Annotated in this window: 19 protein-coding genes; 16 read left to right on the top strand and 3 right to left on the bottom strand. The window is 52.3% G+C overall.

Annotated elements, in window-relative coordinates:
- Window positions 1-348 (bottom strand): ion transporter (locus AC06ND_RS05320; RefSeq protein WP_475677956.1); only part of this gene is annotated, 348 nt, incomplete at its 3' end.
- 118 nt (window positions 349-466) lie between these two features.
- On the opposite strand from AC06ND_RS05320, the gene AC06ND_RS05315 reads away from it, so the two are divergent.
- The 7 genes from AC06ND_RS05315 to AC06ND_RS05285 all read left to right on the top strand — a co-directional run bounded on the left by AC06ND_RS05315 (window position 467) and on the right by AC06ND_RS05285 (window position 8,488).
- Window positions 467-1,114: a Pr6Pr family membrane protein gene (locus tag AC06ND_RS05315; protein ID WP_475677955.1), complete on the top strand. Its 648-nt coding sequence runs from the start codon at window positions 467-469 to the stop codon at window positions 1,112-1,114.
- Between the two features lie 9 nt (window positions 1,115-1,123).
- The gene (locus tag AC06ND_RS05310) at window positions 1,124-3,004 is read left to right on the top strand and encodes an HD domain-containing protein (protein WP_475677954.1); all 1,881 of its coding nucleotides are present in this window, start codon (window positions 1,124-1,126) and stop codon (window positions 3,002-3,004) included.
- 46 nt (window positions 3,005-3,050) lie between these two features.
- A complete protein-coding gene (locus AC06ND_RS05305) occupies window positions 3,051-5,369 on the top strand; it encodes a glycoside hydrolase family 3 N-terminal domain-containing protein (protein ID WP_475677953.1) in 2,319 nt (772 codons plus the stop codon).
- A gap of 43 nt (window positions 5,370-5,412) precedes the next feature.
- Window positions 5,413-6,180: an SDR family NAD(P)-dependent oxidoreductase gene (locus tag AC06ND_RS05300; protein WP_475677952.1), complete on the top strand. Its 768-nt coding sequence runs from the start codon at window positions 5,413-5,415 to the stop codon at window positions 6,178-6,180.
- Between the two features lie 143 nt (window positions 6,181-6,323).
- Window positions 6,324-7,133, top strand: coding sequence for a hypothetical protein (locus tag AC06ND_RS05295; protein ID WP_475677951.1), 810 nt, complete (start codon window positions 6,324-6,326; stop codon window positions 7,131-7,133).
- 5 nt (window positions 7,134-7,138) lie between these two features.
- Window positions 7,139-7,792, top strand: coding sequence for a YczE/YyaS/YitT family protein (locus AC06ND_RS05290; RefSeq protein WP_475677950.1), 654 nt, complete (start codon window positions 7,139-7,141; stop codon window positions 7,790-7,792).
- Window positions 7,793-7,813: 21 nt separating this feature from the next.
- Window positions 7,814-8,488: a phosphatase PAP2 family protein gene (locus AC06ND_RS05285; protein WP_475677949.1), complete on the top strand. Its 675-nt coding sequence runs from the start codon at window positions 7,814-7,816 to the stop codon at window positions 8,486-8,488.
- 3 nt (window positions 8,489-8,491) lie between these two features.
- Here the strand turns inward: AC06ND_RS05285 and AC06ND_RS05280 are convergent, their stop codons facing one another.
- Window positions 8,492-9,337, bottom strand: a complete 846-nt coding sequence (locus tag AC06ND_RS05280; protein ID WP_475677948.1) for a hypothetical protein — start codon at window positions 9,335-9,337, stop codon at window positions 8,492-8,494.
- Between the two features lie 90 nt (window positions 9,338-9,427).
- Between AC06ND_RS05280 and AC06ND_RS05275 the strand changes: the two genes are divergently transcribed.
- The 8 genes from AC06ND_RS05275 (at window position 9,428) to AC06ND_RS05240 (ending at window position 15,934) form a co-directional block, all read left to right on the top strand.
- Window positions 9,428-9,595 carry a hypothetical protein gene (locus AC06ND_RS05275; RefSeq protein ID WP_475677947.1) on the top strand — a complete coding sequence of 56 codons (168 nt, stop codon included), beginning with the start codon at window positions 9,428-9,430 and terminating at the stop codon, window positions 9,593-9,595.
- An 8-nt stretch (window positions 9,596-9,603) separates the two neighbouring features.
- On the top strand, window positions 9,604-10,050 hold the full coding sequence (locus tag AC06ND_RS05270; protein ID WP_475677946.1) for a GNAT family N-acetyltransferase: 447 nt from the start codon (window positions 9,604-9,606) through the stop codon (window positions 10,048-10,050).
- Window positions 10,051-10,137: 87 nt separating this feature from the next.
- Window positions 10,138-11,493: a radical SAM family protein gene (locus AC06ND_RS05265; protein WP_475677945.1), complete on the top strand. Its 1,356-nt coding sequence runs from the start codon at window positions 10,138-10,140 to the stop codon at window positions 11,491-11,493.
- Window positions 11,486-12,670: an ATP-grasp domain-containing protein gene (locus AC06ND_RS05260; protein ID WP_475677944.1), complete on the top strand. Its 1,185-nt coding sequence runs from the start codon at window positions 11,486-11,488 to the stop codon at window positions 12,668-12,670. Before AC06ND_RS05265 ends, AC06ND_RS05260 begins: the two co-directional genes overlap by 8 nt.
- Window positions 12,667-13,365, top strand: coding sequence for a WbqC family protein (locus AC06ND_RS05255; protein WP_475677943.1), 699 nt, complete (start codon window positions 12,667-12,669; stop codon window positions 13,363-13,365). Before AC06ND_RS05260 ends, AC06ND_RS05255 begins: the two co-directional genes overlap by 4 nt.
- A complete protein-coding gene (locus AC06ND_RS05250; protein ID WP_475677942.1) occupies window positions 13,362-14,462 on the top strand; it encodes a DegT/DnrJ/EryC1/StrS family aminotransferase in 1,101 nt (366 codons plus the stop codon). The genes AC06ND_RS05255 and AC06ND_RS05250 overlap by 4 nt, the downstream gene beginning before the upstream one ends.
- The gene (locus AC06ND_RS05245; protein WP_475677941.1) at window positions 14,459-15,319 is read left to right on the top strand and encodes a glycosyltransferase; all 861 of its coding nucleotides are present in this window, start codon (window positions 14,459-14,461) and stop codon (window positions 15,317-15,319) included. The genes AC06ND_RS05250 and AC06ND_RS05245 overlap by 4 nt, the downstream gene beginning before the upstream one ends.
- Window positions 15,320-15,325: 6 nt before the next feature.
- Window positions 15,326-15,934, top strand: a complete 609-nt coding sequence (locus AC06ND_RS05240; protein WP_475677940.1) for an HAD family hydrolase — start codon at window positions 15,326-15,328, stop codon at window positions 15,932-15,934.
- A 10-nt stretch (window positions 15,935-15,944) separates the two neighbouring features.
- Here the strand turns inward: AC06ND_RS05240 and AC06ND_RS05235 are convergent, their stop codons facing one another.
- A complete protein-coding gene (locus tag AC06ND_RS05235; protein WP_475677939.1) occupies window positions 15,945-16,091 on the bottom strand; it encodes a hypothetical protein in 147 nt (48 codons plus the stop codon).
- Window positions 16,092-16,211: 120 nt separating this feature from the next.
- Between AC06ND_RS05235 and AC06ND_RS05230 the strand changes: the two genes are divergently transcribed.
- Window positions 16,212-16,443: hypothetical protein (locus AC06ND_RS05230; protein ID WP_475677938.1), on the top strand; the 232-nt coding region annotated here is incomplete at its 3' end.

Below are 16,443 nucleotides of genomic sequence, written 5' to 3'. Positions count from 1 at the left end.
CATCGGCAGGATTGCAAGCAGGTCGATGATACCGAACACGCTCAGGGCATATTCCCTCGGGTTCTTCGAGCAGTAGAGCCTGAGGACATACTCAGCGGTGAAGAACACGGTGAAGAAGTATTCGAGGACCAGCACTGTGGTCTTCAGCCAGTCGGCCTTGAAGGTGCTGCCGAATATTGCGATGATGACGCTGACGAAGATGCAGACCATCAGGAAGACGTCGAAAATTCTGCCTTCCGGAGTATCTGATTCGAAGATTATGTTGTAAAAGAAATTCTTCCTGTCCTGCTTGGTCTTGAGGCCGTTGAATTCCTCGCGAGTCCTCTGTGCAAAGCTTGTCTTTTCCATCATTTACGTTCTAAGGGGCGAATTGAGCGCTAAAAGTACGAAGAATGTACCTTATTACAAAGATGAGAGCCGAGTTTCCGAACAAGTTCGTATATTTGAACATCAGTTGTACAACTCTATGAGAAGGAACATTTCACTTGCACTCAAGGCCATCCTCGCACTTTGTGCGGGTCTTGGAATCGTGCTCACCATGACCAACGCTCACGACGGTACCATCCGCTGGAGCTATCTCCTCTATTTCACCATCCAGTCCAACATCTGGGTCATGCTGCTTGCCATCGCCGGCATTGCCGTCATGCTAAAGAACAAGGAGAGCGAGAGGGTCTGGTCAATACTTGACCTTGTCGTGACCGTAGCAATCACCCTCACGGGATTCGTTTACTGCTTCGTGCTTGCTCCGACGATCGCCAATCCGTTCAGGATCGACAGCGTCCTCGTCCATGTATGCTCCCCTGTCCTCGCCATCGTCGACTTTCTCGTCTGCGGCGGCATGCTGACCCTCAAGGGAAAGGATTCATACTGGAGCATCATCCCTCCTTTTTATTACCTGATATTCGCATCGATTGGATATGTCTGCAACTGGCCGTTCTCAGCAACCACCAACTACCCTTACTTCTTCCTGAACTGGGGTTCACCGATGGGCGCGTTCGGAATCGGCAGTGAATTCCCTTTCATGGGCGTGATGTGGTATGTGCTCTGCATCATCATCTTCCTCGTCCTGATTTCGCGACTGTACATATTGATCGCCAATCGCATCGGAAAGTAACATAGAATAATGGAACAGAACCTTGACCTTGACATTCAGCAGTCGGCACAACATGTGTTCGACGTGATGGCACCACGCATCACTGCTGAAGAAATGGAGCAGCTTAAAGACTCCTACGAGTTCGCTCGTGAGGCACACAAAGACCAGAAACGCAAATCCGGCCATCCATATATCATTCACCCTATCGCAGTGGCAAGCATCGCCGCGGAGGAGCTCAAGCTCGATCTCCACAGCGTCATGTGCGCCTTCCTGCATGATGTCGTCGAGGACACCCCTATCACTGTCGAGCAGATCAAGGAGCGCTTCGGCGAGGATGTCGCCTTCCTCGTGGACGTCGTGACCAAGAAGAAGAAGGACACCTACAAGGCGTCCAAGCAGGTGGACAACTTCAAGCAGCTGCTTGATTCCATGCACTACGACATACGTGCGCTCATGGTGAAGCTCGCCGATCGCTTGCACAACATGCGAACCCTCGCCAGCATGCGTCCGGACAAGCAGATGAAGATTGCCGGAGAGACAGACTACTTCTACGCGCCGCTCGCGAACCGCCTCGGCCTCTTCGACATCAAGACAGACCTCGAGAACCTCGCGTTCAAGTACAGGTGCGAGATGGAGTACAACGACATCGAGCGCGACCTCTATACCGATGAGCTTGCCAACAGGGAGCGTCTGAGCATCTTCGTCGAGGAGATCGACAAGATTCTGGCGGAGAATGAGATCAACGGTAAGGCTGAGGTATTCTACCGCCGTCCATACAGCATCTGGCGAAAGATGAAGGCCGAGAACATCGACCTCAAGCACGTGGAGAACAGATACTATATCCGAGTGACCTTCAAGGATACCAGGAACTATCCGGAAAAGAGAGTCTGCCTGCGCATATATTCTCTCCTGACCGACCGCTTCAAGGAGAAGCCAAACAGCTTCACGAACCAGATCGACCAGGCCAAGGAGAACGCGTACAAGTGCATCAAGCTCCAGCTTCTCAGCGATACGGGAATCTGGGAGGACGTACAGATATGCTCCGAGCACATGGTAGCCGTATCGAAGCTCGGATGCATGTTCGACCTTCAGGAGGGCCACAACGTAGCGGCATGGATGAAGCGCTTCAAGATGATCCTCGAGGACATGGCCGACCAGTCGCTCGAGGGCAACTATATGGACAGCATCATCTCGACTCTCTACTATGACGACATCATGGTGTTTGCTCCGGACAGCAGCGCATACATACTTCCGAAGGATGCGACGGCACTGGATTTTGCTTTCGAGAAAGATCCACACATCGGAATTCATGCAAAGTATGCACGTATTAACGGCCATCTCTCATCTATCAAGACCGTCCTCCAGCGCGGAGACTGCATCGAGATCGGTGTCAGCGACGAGATCACGGTCAAGGAAGACTGGCTCGAGCATGTCCAGACCTACAATGCAAAGCGTGCCATCCACCAGGTCCTCAAGTCCATGGAAAAAGACGAGCCTATCAAACGCTGCCCTATCTGCCAGCCTATCCCTGGCGGCGACATCATCGGCTTCCGCGAGGCTAACGGCACCGTCATGGTCCATCGACGCAGCTGTCCTGCAATTATCGAGCAGGCTTCCCAGCTCGGTGACAACGTCGTGAACGTAGATTTCCACGAGACTCCGGACGTTCAGTACCCTGTGACCGTGGCTTTCAGAGGAATAGACCGCTACCACCTTCTTATGGACGTGATCGACAAGATCACCAATGGTCTCGGCCTCTCCATTGACTCGATAACCACCGAGACCAAGGACGAGATCGCAGAGGGAAAGGTCACCTTCTTCGTACATTCAGTCACAGAACTCGTGCTGGCGCTCAAGCAACTCTACGAGATCGACGGCATCGAGGAAGTAAAGGGCGACGGAATCCGATAAAGACAAGAATATATACGACAGAACCAAATAACACTGAACACACATAATGAAAAAGGCATCCATCCTGTTATCAGCACTTGCCATCGTTGCAAGTTCATGCGCCAACGACCCACTCCAGAAAAAGGTCGACGAAGTCTATGCACGTCTGTCTCTCGAAGAGAAGGCCGCCCAGCTCTACGGTATCTATCCATCGGAGCTCATGGTCGACGGAAAGATTTCAATCGAGAAGATGCGAGAGAAGATTCCTTACGGAGTCGGACACATCTGCCAGCCTACCAGTTCGCAGGATAAGGATGCAGACGGAATTCGCGAGATGGTCAAGGACATCCAGGACTACCTGATGAACGAGACCTCGGCGGGCATTCCTGCTATCTTCCACGAGGAGTGTCTCACAGGCCTTACGGCACGTGGCGCGACCGCTTTCCCTCAGGCAATTGGAGCTGCATGCAGCTGGAATCCGGAGATGTTCTACAAGAAGACGGCCATGACGGCGAAGATGATGAGAGCTATGGGCCAGCAGCTCGCTCTCTCACCTATGCTCGACGTGATCCGTACTCCGCACTGGACCCGTATCGAGGAATCCTGCGGAGAGGACGGATATCTCACCGCGACCCTCGGATATGCTTTCGTGGACGGTCTCCAGAGCGAGGGCTTCGAGAATGGAGTAGCTGCCACTACCAAGCATTTCCTCGGCTACGGCGGAGCAAATACTCTCTCATGGAAAGAGATGTATGAGGAGGTTCTTCTTCCTCACGAGGTCATCATCCGCAAGCTCGGCAGCGAGTCGCTCATGACTTCCTACAATAAGTTCCGCGACGAGTATGCAGTATGCAGCGACACCCTCCTGAACGTGATTCTCAGGGGCTATCTCCAGTACGAGGGAACTGTCATCAGCGACTATGGCTCAGTCCAGCAGGACAGCAGAAATCGCGACCCTGAATTCCTTAAGCAATGCGCTATCGACGCTCTCGTGGCTGGAAATGATATCGAGCTCTGCTCCCCTACAAGCTACCAGTTCATCCCTGAGCTCGTGAGGGAAGGACGCATCTCGGAGGAAGTCCTCGAGAAGGCAGTGAAGCGTGCCCTCATGATGAAGGCTCGTGCCGGCCTGCTCGACCCTGCGCCGAAGCTCTATGCCGAAGGACCGCTCGACCTCGACTCGAAGGAGAGCCGCCAGCTCGCTTACGATATCGCAAAGGAGTCGATGGTACTCCTCAAGAACGACGGTGTCCTTCCGCTCGCAAAGGGCAAGAAGGTCGCAATCGTCGGTCCTAATGCAAACTCATATTGGAGCATGCTCGGAGACTATACATTCCAGTCGATGCAGCTCTTCTTCCATCGTCACGAGGTTGATGCGTCTTCGCTCAACATTCCTACTCTGCTCGACGAGCTCAGCAAGGGATATGAGGGCGAAATCACTTACTCGCGCGGTTGCGACTGGAGTTCGCTCAACGACATCAAGATATCTCTCGGCGGCGACGCACGTATCACCAGATTCGTACGCAAGATCGAGTCTCCGGATCCAACCGATTGGAAGGATGCAATCAAGACTGCTGCAGAGAGCGACGTGATCATCGCAGCCATGGGTGAGAACATCTACCTCAGCGGAGAGAACCGCACACGCAATGGAATACGTCTCCCAGGCGAGCAGGAACAGTTCGTGAAGGAACTCGAGGCGACTGGAAAGCCGGTGATCCTCGTCGTATTCGGAGGCCATCCTCAGGTGATCGACGCGGTTGCTGACGGCGCAGCAGCCATCGTACAGGCCTGGTTCCCTGGCGAGGAAGGCGGTCATGCGCTCAGCGACATTCTCACCGGCAAGGTCAACCCATCAGGTAAGCTCTGCGTAAGCTATCCCAAGAGCGAAGCAAGCGATCTTTTCTGCTACAATGAGCTTCCTTCGCAGGATCTCGTGGCATATCCTTTCGGATATGGTCTCTCATATACGTCTTTCCTGTACAGCGACATCAATGTACAGCCTTCCGCAAAGACTTCCGACAAGTATCTCACCGTCAGCTGCACCGTTACCAACACCGGTTCATGCAAGGGTGACGAGGTTGCTCAGCTCTATGCTCTCCCTCTCAGCGGCCAGCCGCTCAAGCCTGTCCAGCTCAAGGGCTACAAGAGGCTCAGCCTCGATGCCGGAGAGAGTGCTCAGGTCAGCTTCCAGGTAGCGGTAGACCAGCTCGCATGGTGGAGCGAGGAAGGCGGCAAGAGCGTTTGGACCGTATCTCCTGGCGACTATGCATTCGCAGTGGGAGCTTCGTCTGCCGACCTTGCTCTACGTGGCAACTGCACCCTCAGCGGCAATCCTGCCAAGAAGGCACTCCGCGACGAGTATTTTGCCCTCGCAAGCGTGAAATAGGACAGAATTATTAACCAAAACTTAACTAAGAACAAGAACAGACATGAAAAAGATAGCAATGGTAACAGGTGCCACCAGCGGCATCGGAGAAGCATGTGCAAAGAAGTTCGCCGAGGGCGGATACGATCTCATCATCACCGCCCGCAGGGCTGACAAGCTCGCGCAGGTGAAGGCAGAGCTCGAGAGCGTCGGTGCCAAGGTCGTGGATCTCGTATATGATGTCCGCGACGAGCAGGCATGCAAGGACGCGATCGCAAGCCTCTCCCCTGAATGGAAGAATATCGACGTGCTGATCAACAACGCCGGACTCGCACTCGGACTCGAGAAGGAGTATGAGGGAGAGTCCGAGGATTGGAACACCATGATCGACACCAACATCAAGGGCCTCCTCTTCATGACTCGTTGGGTTGTTCCTGGAATGGTCGATAGGAACTCCGGTCACATCATCAATATCGGCAGCGTTGCTGGCGATGCCGCATACGCCGGTGGAAACGTATATTGTGCTACCAAGGCTGCGGTGAAAGCCATCACCGACGGTCTGCGAATCGATGTCGCAGAGACGGCAATCCGCGTCACCAACATCAAGCCTGGTCTCGTTGAGACCAACTTCAGTACGGTCCGTTTCCATGGTGACAGCGCACGCGCAGAGAATGTATACAAGGGCATCACTCCGCTTTCCGGAGCCGACATCGCCGATGTTGCATTCTATGCAGCATCCGCTCCTAAGCATGTCCAGATCGCAGAGGTTCTTGTCCTCGCTACCCACCAGGCCAGCGGTTCCGTCGTCTACCGCGAGAACATAGAAAAATGACGATTAGAAAGCATATCGGAAAAGTTGTGTCATGTCTGGCAGTATTGCTGGGCATGAGCGCCAGTGTATATGCTCAGAACGAAAAGGTCGTCATTTCTGAAAATGATCGGCAGGAGACTGTGCAAGAAGACAATTCTTCGGCTATGAGTGACCCGGCAGTTCTTTCAGACAAGGTGCTTGAGAAAGATGTCATGGAGGCAGACAACTTCGAAGCCCGCAGACATCCTCTGCCAGATATCGAGATAAGCAGAATGCGCGACTCATCGCTCTCCAGGCCATCTTTTGCAGAGAAGATACAGATCACGAATACGGAGGCATTCATTCCCAGCCCCGGCCTTAAGCCAGTGCCATTCATACGAAATTATTACGGTTCCGGAACAGTATGGTCCCACGGCAACTTCGGAATAATCGGCAGCAGCAGCTACCACGAGCATCCTTTCCTTCTTACAAGCAGGGAGGCAGAACTTGCAGCAGGTATGAATTTCGGAAAGTTGGGAATCGTTGCTGGAGTCTCTGCCACCAACTATGCAGGAATGTACATTCCGAACATGTATCAGCTCGGGGTCGGAGGTCAGATAGCCTACGGGATAACAGAGAACATAGGAATAGTCGCTTACGGCCAGTTCTATGACAAGGTACCATATGTGACGATGTCCGCCTACCCTTTTGTCAACACTTCCCGGTATGGCGGATATATCAGCATCGCGGGTGACGTAGTCGGAATAAACCTCGGAGCCGAGCGCTATTTCGACCCGATGTCACGCAGCTGGGAGACCCTGCCTATAATAACCCCTACGATTCGAATCGGAGACAATGCTTCGATAGGAATTCCGATCGGAGGTCTCGTGCGCGGTCTGACCAGCGAAATCCGCATGAGGAACATGCCTCCTCCACCGTCGAAAGCTGCTCCGCATCAGGCGCCGGCCAACGCTCCTCGTCACCTACACAGATAGAACCTATGAAAAACATAAAAGAAACAGCCATCCGAATAGCACTCCTCTTCGTGGGACTCACGATAGCACATCTGGGAGTATCTATGTTCCTGCTTGCAAACCTCGGCTCAGATCCATTCAACGTGTTCATCCAGGGACTGTTCAGGACCACGCAGAAGATAGCCGATATTCCTACACTCACCCATGGATTCACTCACATGGCGATCAGCATACTGATCATCATCGTGCTCCTTTTCGTGGACAAGAGCTATGTCAAGATCGGCACCATTCTCTGCATGTTCTGCGGAGGTCCGATAATCGACTTTTTCAATTGGTGTCTCGCTCCTGTCATCGGACCAGAGAGCAACCTTCTCGTAAGGCTCGCTTTCAATGCCGTAGGCTGCGTGATTCTCGCAATAGGAATGACGATAGTCATAAAATCTGACGCCGGAACAGGTCCTAACGATCTCGTCGGGATAGTCATCAGCGATAAGCTGAAGAAGCCTTTCTCCGTGGTGCGCATAGTGGTTGACTGCGTTTTCATCGCTCTCGGATTCGCATTCGGAGGATCGTTCGGCGTCGGGACATTGATCTGTGCGTTCCTTGTCGGACCCGTTGCAGGATTCTTCCTGCCGCACGGCCAGCGCCTGATAGAGAAAGTTCTCAAGACATTAAGTTAAACCGAAATCATACTTATGGATATGGGAGAATTAGATAGAACCATTTCACTTGCCATCAACAGCCTGCACTGCCCTGCCAGTGACGCATTCTGGATATTCCTGTCCGACAGGTTCACGACTGCCGTGATATACATCATCATACTCGGAATCATGTTCTGGAAACTCGGATGGAAGAAGGCTCTGCTCATGCTTCTTACGACTGCCATCATCCTCGGAATCGAGGACCAGATCTGCAATATCATCAAGGACGGCATCGCGAGGTTGCGTCCCGGCAATGACCCTATCATGCTCGAAAGAGGTCTCCACCTTCCTATTCCTGCATCTGCCAGGCATATCTATGGATTTCCGTCCGCCCATGCAGCAAATGCTTTCGGATTCCTCACCTGCGTGGCATTCTTCTTCCATGCCCATCTCAGAGGCAGTCTCGACGGTCATACTCAAGGACACCATCATCACTGTTTCAAGTCCTCAGGAGAGCAGGTAGCGTCTGACGCAATAAACACAAAAGACGCAGTCGTGGTAAGATGGGCCACCTGCGTCCTCTGCGTATGGGCTGTGCTCATCTCTCTGAGCAGAGTATTCCTCGCCAAGCACTATGTCGGAGACATACTCTTCGGAGCTTTCCTCGGATGGTTGATCGCCTTGTTCGGCTGCCACATCGCCATCATCCTCTGGAGAAGATTCTCTAAGAAATAAAGCTTACTGCTGCTCGCGGAAGGTCTTGATGGCGTTGTCAACGACAGCGAAGTAATGCTCATAGTCTGCTGGATCGACCTCTGGATCCAGATTGTTCTGGGTGAACTCCTTGTACTCCTCGAGCACTGCGATGGCGTTGTCGATTGCGCCGTAGCTACGATAGAGTGACGCAGCAAAGACAGCTACGCTGAGGTTCGCATACGCCGGATTCCCGCTGAGACCGTTCATCGCATAGGCATAGTCGTCCACGAGTTCGAACGCCTCATCGATCTTGCCATTAGCGGCCAGCATCTGGCCATAATCCACGGCAATGGACGGGAAGGTCTCAGGGATGTACTCGGTATCCCCCACTGCATAATGCATCGTGAGGCTCTCCAGTGAATACTCGAGAGAAAGAAGACCAAGATACACTTCGTCCGCACGTTCCTTCGGCTCGAATTCATAGATCATAGGACCGATGACCTGATCGTAGAAGATATAGCGATAGGTCGAGTGCTTGAGATAGATGATGAAACTGCCGGAATTGTCGCCGGTCGAGTAGAAATTGTATGCATCCTTGAACTGGCCGTCGTAGCAGAGGTCCCTGAAATGGGTCCATGCGAGAGCTGCTGAATCGGTTGCCTGACCCACTGCATTCATATCTTCTTCGCTCAGGGCGACATTCGGGTCAAGCGGCTCATTGGCAATCGCGGTCATGCAGGAATCGATGTGATATACAACCGACTTGAAGTATGCTGGATTGATATATACATAGTCAATGTCCTTCGCTTCCTTCTGCTTGCAAGACACCGCAAGAGCGGCAACGACTACTGCAAAAAGGACCGCAAATTTCCTGATATTTGATTTCATGGTGCTTAGGTGTATCTGGTTTGATACAAATATAGTTCTTTTCGGAACTATTTCGTACATTTGAGAATTAACCTATCAAACGCAATAGAAATGGAGAACAATACTACCGAACTTAAGCCTGTATGCGCACACAACCCAGCTATCGATTGCCCATGCCCTAAGGATTGCCCTCGTCATGGAAAATGCTGCGCATGCGTCGCTCACCACAGGGAACATGGAAAGTTGCCTGCATGTCTGAGAAATCAGGAGAACAAATAGACAGTAAGATGGAGAGCGCAAGCATCCACATCAAGCCCTTCCATGAATTGACCATCGACGAGCTCTACGAACTCCTGAGAGTGCGTGCAGAGGTGTTCGTCGTGGAGCAGGACTGCGTTTATCAGGACCTCGACGGAGACGACCAGACGGCGATTCACCTCTGGTCGGAGGTCGACGGCGTGACCAAGGCCCTTTGCAGGGTCTGCCCTGCAGGCTCCCACATGGTAGAGATATCGATCGGCAGGGTCATCACCACCGAGCGTGGGAAGGGTTACGGCAAGCAGATCATGCTTGCAGCCATCGAAGCCGCTCAGAAGCATTTCGATGCCAAGCGTATCGACATCGAGGCCCAGGAATACGCCAAGGGTTTCTACGAAGGCGTCGGCTTCCGCCAGTCTTCGGATTCCTTCATCCTCGACGGCATTCCCCACATAAAGATGACGCTTGTCCTATAGGCGTATCTTTTTTGTATATCTCCCATAATTGCCTTATCTTTATCATATATTTCACCTGATTTCATAAAACTCAGAACGAAATTTGATATGATTAAGATACTAGATAACCTCTACGACAAGAACAACAACATCTATTCGATGGAAGGCTTCAAGCCAGTAATTGTAGGAAGGGAATACCTCAAAGGACTTGGAGTTGACACGGATGCCTCGGACCAGACTATCGAGGCGTTGGAAAAGGGCTCACATATCTTCGTCGAGCGCCTCAAAGCCAAGACAGTGATTCCACGACCTCATGTGACCATAGAAGACTGCGATCCAGACAAGATAGAGACCGAGATACACAACTATACAGGACGTTGTCCTACCCTCACTTTCGAGGTCAATCCAGTACGCGGATGCTATGTAGGCTGCCAGTACTGTCTTGTCACCGATGGTGTACACGAGCAGGAGCTCGTAGCGTATGACAATTATCACCTCTATGTCAGAAAGCTCCTCGAAGAGATGAACGGAGACGTATCGACTCCTGTCACTAAGGAAGATCTCATCGAGCGTAACAGGCTTCTCAGGGAACTAGCCCAGGCGATCGAGGAAGCTCCTCAGAGGAAGAGAGAGATCGAGCAGCAGATCGTAGAGCTCAGCAAAGGCAAGAACTGGAACCACTACTATTATTTCTCGCCAAAGACTGAGGCGCTGCAGGAGCCTACGCTCCAGACAGGAATCGCACATCGCATACTCCATGAGTTCATCGATCATTTCAAGAAACATCCTAATTCCAACGCGAGGCTTTTCATTGCGAGCAAGGCTGGTGCAAAGCATCTGCTGACAGAATACAATGGAGAGACCGTGATTGACCTTTTCGCGCAGCTCAAGGACAAGATGCAGTTCAACACCAGCGTCTCGATCATGCCGACGGAATTCAGGGACATACTCGAGCCGAATGCCGCACCTATCGAGGAAAGGCTCAAAGCCGTGAAGTTGTGCCAGGAGCATGGAATACTCGCTAACTCAGCTCTCGTCCAGCCTATCTTCACGCCATACCTCACGGACGAGCATATCAGAGATTTCTTCACAAAGCTCCGCGACGCCGGCATCGTGAACTACAAGCCGGAGTTCCTTACCGCATGCATGGAGAATCTTGCCATGCTCGGTCAGTGTCTGGGCTATTTCGACAAGAATCTTGAGAAGTCGTTGTACCAGGACTATATCATGCCATCAAATGCAGACCATCGCAAGCAGCGCGGTCGCACGGCACCGGACAGAGCTCTCTGCGTCAAGGAACTTGATCACATCATGGAAATCACAAAGAGCCTCGGCATGACCACCAGCATCTGCTTCTGGGTAAGGAAACAGCTCGAGATCTCTCCGTCGATGATCCCCATCATCAACGACAATGGTTTCCAGTGTCTTGGCTATCAATCGCGACTCTTCAAGGGAAATGAGTAGTCTGTCGGAGGTATGCAATGAACTTTGGGGCGCACGTAGGGACTACTTCCTCAAGTGGTACCATTCGAAGCCGCTTGTCATAACAGACCAGAGGCGCGAGGAGCTGACACAGCTCCACCGCGTGCTGTACAAGGCCTGTGAATATCTCGCCCTCAACTACATAGAGTTTACCGACCCATATCTCCGGCTCTCCCCTAAAGAGATGGAGATTCTCGACTATCAGAGTACGAAGCCTTTCCGCGCAGGGGCATGGCGTCCAGACTGGATCGTATCTTCGCAGGGAGACATACTCATCTGCGAGATAACCAGCCGTTTCTTTGGGCACGGACTGTTCATGAGCTACTATGCTGAATGCGATGCCGCCAGATACGGTCAGGGAGCTTCCAGATATGAGGAAGTCATCGCTCACATACTCGATCTTCCGGGAGACAAGGACGAAATCTTCGTGCTGAAGAGCGCCGACAAGACCAGTGCCATAGCCATGTACAAGCCTCTCTACGAGAGATTCGGGAAGAAGGTCACCATACTTGAGGCAGACGAAGTCGAGGCCAACAGAAGTGCATGGGAAGGCAAATGCATCCTCAGTGCTCTGAACCAGCATGACCTGATGTCATACAGCATGGACACTCTTAAGGCTCTCGTGGACTCGGGAATGATCAACGACTTGCGTACCATCCTCCTGCTTCACGACAAGAGATTCATGAGACTCTGGTTCGAGGACAGCTTCACGGAGCGTTTTCTTTCCCCGGAAGAGGCAGACTTCCTGCGCAGTCATGCAATAATGACCTATCTATCTTCTGATACAGAGGCATTCGCTGACGCCAGGGCGCACAAGGACAAGTATATCTTGAAACCTTACATGCTCGGGAAGAGCGAGGACGTATATGCAGGATGCATGACTTCCGAAGAGGAATGGAAGGAGATCTGGGAGAGCAAGGATATGAGCGGTTTCATCCTGCAGCCTTTCGTGGAACAGAGGACCTTCCCTCAGGACTGGGAAGGTCAACATTTTGACGAATACATCTGCGGAATGATGCTGTGCATAGATGACAAATACTACGATTCAGGAATGGTACGTGCATCCAGTGCGCCTGTGACGAACAAGGTCGACGACCGAAAGATGAGCGTCGTGCACAGTTCCGACATGAGCATGATAGAAAAAGGACATCTACTATGATACTCTCCGCCAATCAGCCATACTTCATGCCGTATCTCGCATACTGGCAGTTGATTGACTCTGCAGACCTCTTCCTCGTCGGTGATGACTACAACTATATACGTCACGGATGGATAGGTCGTAACCGCGTCCTGGTCGGAGGAGAGCCGACATATATTGGAATCAGCATCAAGGGAGCAAGCCCCAACAGGCTCATCTCCGAGCTGGAAATAGCCGACGTCAAGGCATCCCAGATACTGAACATACTGAGCCATAACTATTGCAAGGCCCCCTTCTACGACGAAACGATGGGACTGATGGAAGGAATACTCGGCTACCCGGAGCGAAACCTGTCAGCATTCCTCACCAATTCCATCGAAGAGATATGTAAGAGCATAGGCATAACCACAAGGATAGCAAAGACCTCGGACTTCGATACCTACGGAAGGCTGAAGAAGGAGGACAGGATATATGAGTACTGCCGCCTCACCGGTGCCGACACCTACATCAACGCAGTGGGCGGACAGGAGCTTTACAGCTATGATGAATTCATGAAACATGGAATTACGCTCAAGTTCATAAGTTCGCAGCTTCCGGCATATCCTCAGCGTACGGAAAAGTTCGTGCCTGGACTATCGATAATCGACGTGATGATGTTCAACTCCAAGGAGCAGATTTCCCAGATGCTCAAGCAGTACAGTCTTATTGAAAAATGAGTATGATTAAAGTTACGACTCCCCTTCTGCCTGACCTCGACGAGCTCCATGAGCTGCTCAGGGAAGTATGGCAAAGAGAGATGATCACCAACTGCGGTCCCCTTCACGAGAGGCTCGAGCATGATCTGTCCCAGCATCTGAAGGTCCCATACCTGAGCCTTTACGCAAATGGCACCCTGCCCCTGCTCGCTGCAATCAAGATTCTGGGGCTCACTGGAGAGATCATCACTACGCCATATTCCTTCATCGCGACATCGCACGCCATCTGGTGGAGCGGTCTCAAGCCAGTCTTTGTCGACGTAGACCCCGTCACCGGTTGCATCGATCCCGAGAAGATCGAGGAAGCAATCACTCCCCGTACGAGCGCAATCATTGCCGTGCATGTGTACGGTAACGTCTGCGACACAGCAAGGATAGAGGAAATTGCCCAGCGCCACAGTCTTAAGGTCATATATGATGCCGCACATGCATTCGGAGTGGAAAAAGACGGACGAAGCATCCTGACTGAGGGTGACATTTCCACCTTGTCCTTCCATGCCACGAAGCTCTACAACACGGTGGAAGGCGGTGCGCTGGTGACCAAAGACAGCCAGATCAAGAACGCGGCCGACCTGATGCGCAATTTCGGATATGAAGACGAGGTGACAATTTCGGAGGTCGGAATCAACTCAAAGATGGATGAGATGCGAGCCGCATACGGACTCATCACCCTCCGCAAGGTCCGGGACGCGATTGCCCGCCGCCAGCAGGTCGCTTCGCGATACAGGGAGGCCCTTGCCGGCATTGATGGGATCAGGATACCTGAAGAGCAGAAAGGTATCAGGAGCAACTATTCATACTTCCCTGTCTTTGTAGAGAGCGGCTACGGGATGTCACGAGACGAGCTCTACGAGAAGATGAAGGCTGGCGGAGTGTACGGCAGGCGCTACTTCTACCCGTTGATAACCGACTTCCATCCATATTCCGGGCTTCCGTCCGCAAACCCTGAGAACCTTCCGGTCGCACGTAGCCTGGCGGATTCGGTGATATGTCTTCCGATACACCATCAGCTCACGGAAGAGGACATTGAGACTGTTATCAGACTTATCAGGCCATGAAAGTACTCGTAAAGTGTTACACATACAACCATGAGAGATTCATTGAGCAGGCTCTCCGAGGTTTTGTGATACAGAAGACTGATTTCCCTTTCCTCGTGTTGGTGATTGACGACTGCAGCACTGACGGCAACGTGGAGATTATCCGGAAGTATGAAGAGAAGTATCCTGATATCATCAAAGGCATCTATCTGGCCGAGAACCACTACTCCAAGGGAAAGTCGACGACGGTCTATACCGAGCCATACGAGAAGGAGGCCGAATACATCGCACTCTGCGAAGGTGATGACTTCTGGACAGATCCGCTGAAGCTGCAGAAGCAGCATGACCAGCTCGAGGCACATCCGGGATGCACGATGTGCTTCGGAAGGGTAAGGAAAATCAAGGCTGACGGGAGCAGGATGATGAGCACGGTTCCAAAGTTCTTCCGGTTCAGGAGCAGTGAGATCAAGCTGGAGGATCTTATGAGGATGAAGTTCGGAAAGGGACATAGCACTTTCCAGACGAGTTCCTTCTTCTTCCGGTCATCCATGGCAAGAAAGAAGGAAGAATTGAAGAGCACGCTTCTTCGCAACCTCCCTTACGGAGACCTTGGCGTGATGCTCACCTGCCTGATACACGGAAACGGAAGGATGGTTCAGGACGAGATGTCCTGCTACAGGGTACTCTCGGGAGGATATATGTCGCATACAAGGAGCAACCCCGAATTCGGCATCTCAGAGCTAAACAGGATGCTGAAGTCCATGCAGGACTTCAGAGAGTATTTCGGAGACCGATTTGACCGTGAAATCTCCCGACAGGAGCAAAGGTGCAAACGGAAGATCGACAAGATTTTAGTATCTTCGCGGCGAAAAAAATAACGAACGATGATAAAGAACCTCATATTCGACTTCGGCATGGTGCTGGTCGACTACAGCTTCGAAGGATTCTTCAAGCGCCATATCCCCGACAGGGAAAGATGCATGGCCTTCGCAAAGGTATTCAACACCCCTGAATTCCAGGAGCGAATGGACCGTGAGGAGCAGCCAATCGACGACATAATGGGCGAAGTGCTTGCCGAGAATCCGGACTTCCTCCCGGAGATGATGATGTTCAAGGAGAACTACCCCGACATCGTGATCGGAGAGACCAAGGGTATGAGGGAACTTCTCACCAAGCTCAAGGCTGAGGGCTACAAGCTCTACGGACTCACCAACTGGTGCAGCAAGGTCCACCTTACCATGGCCCAGTACGACATCTTCAGGCTCCTCGACGGACGCGTTATCTCATCCGAAGAGAAGGTGGTCAAGCCAGAGCCAGAAATCTACAACATACTCTTTGAACGCTATGGTCTCAAGCCAGAGGAGTGCGTATTCACCGACGACCGCCCTGTCAATATCGAAGGCGGCCGCAGGGTCGGTATGGAAGGAATAGTATTCCAGAACGCGGAGCAGTACGAGGCCGAGCTTCGCAAGATCATCGAAAGTCGCAGATAGATCAGCCGTCTCAGCGAGCGAGCTTCATGATATCTGACGGATTGAGGTACTTCTTCGAGTATCCCTCGGTGGTCACGCGTATGATGGCGCGGCACATCTCCGTCATGCTGTTGTAGTTCTTGAGGATTCGCACCACCGGGTACATCACCATCGCCATCTTCTGGGCTCTCAGCTGCTTGTTGGAACAGGATGCACTTCTTCAGAAGCTGCAGCCGATGCAATCGCCGAACGCGTAGTTTCCGGCAAGAGCGTTATCTGGCAGGCCCATGCGGCTGCCATGGAGGACGCCGCGAAAATCGGAGCCGACGCCGTCATGGATTTCACGGCAGGCAACCCGTCAAATCCAGCTCCTGACCTGCTGAAACAGACGGTGAAGGAACTCCTAGAGCTTCCCCCTACTCAGCTGCATGCCTACTCAACGCCTTTTGGCATTCCCGAGGCGCGCCAAGACATTGCCGCCCATCTCTCAAAGACCTACAGCACCCCCGTATCAGCGAGCAACCTGATCA

It is taken from the genome of Candidatus Cryptobacteroides sp. (assembly GCF_056207615.1).
Note: the sequence above shows the minus strand (reverse complement) of the source record. Positions and strands in the feature narration are given on the sequence as shown.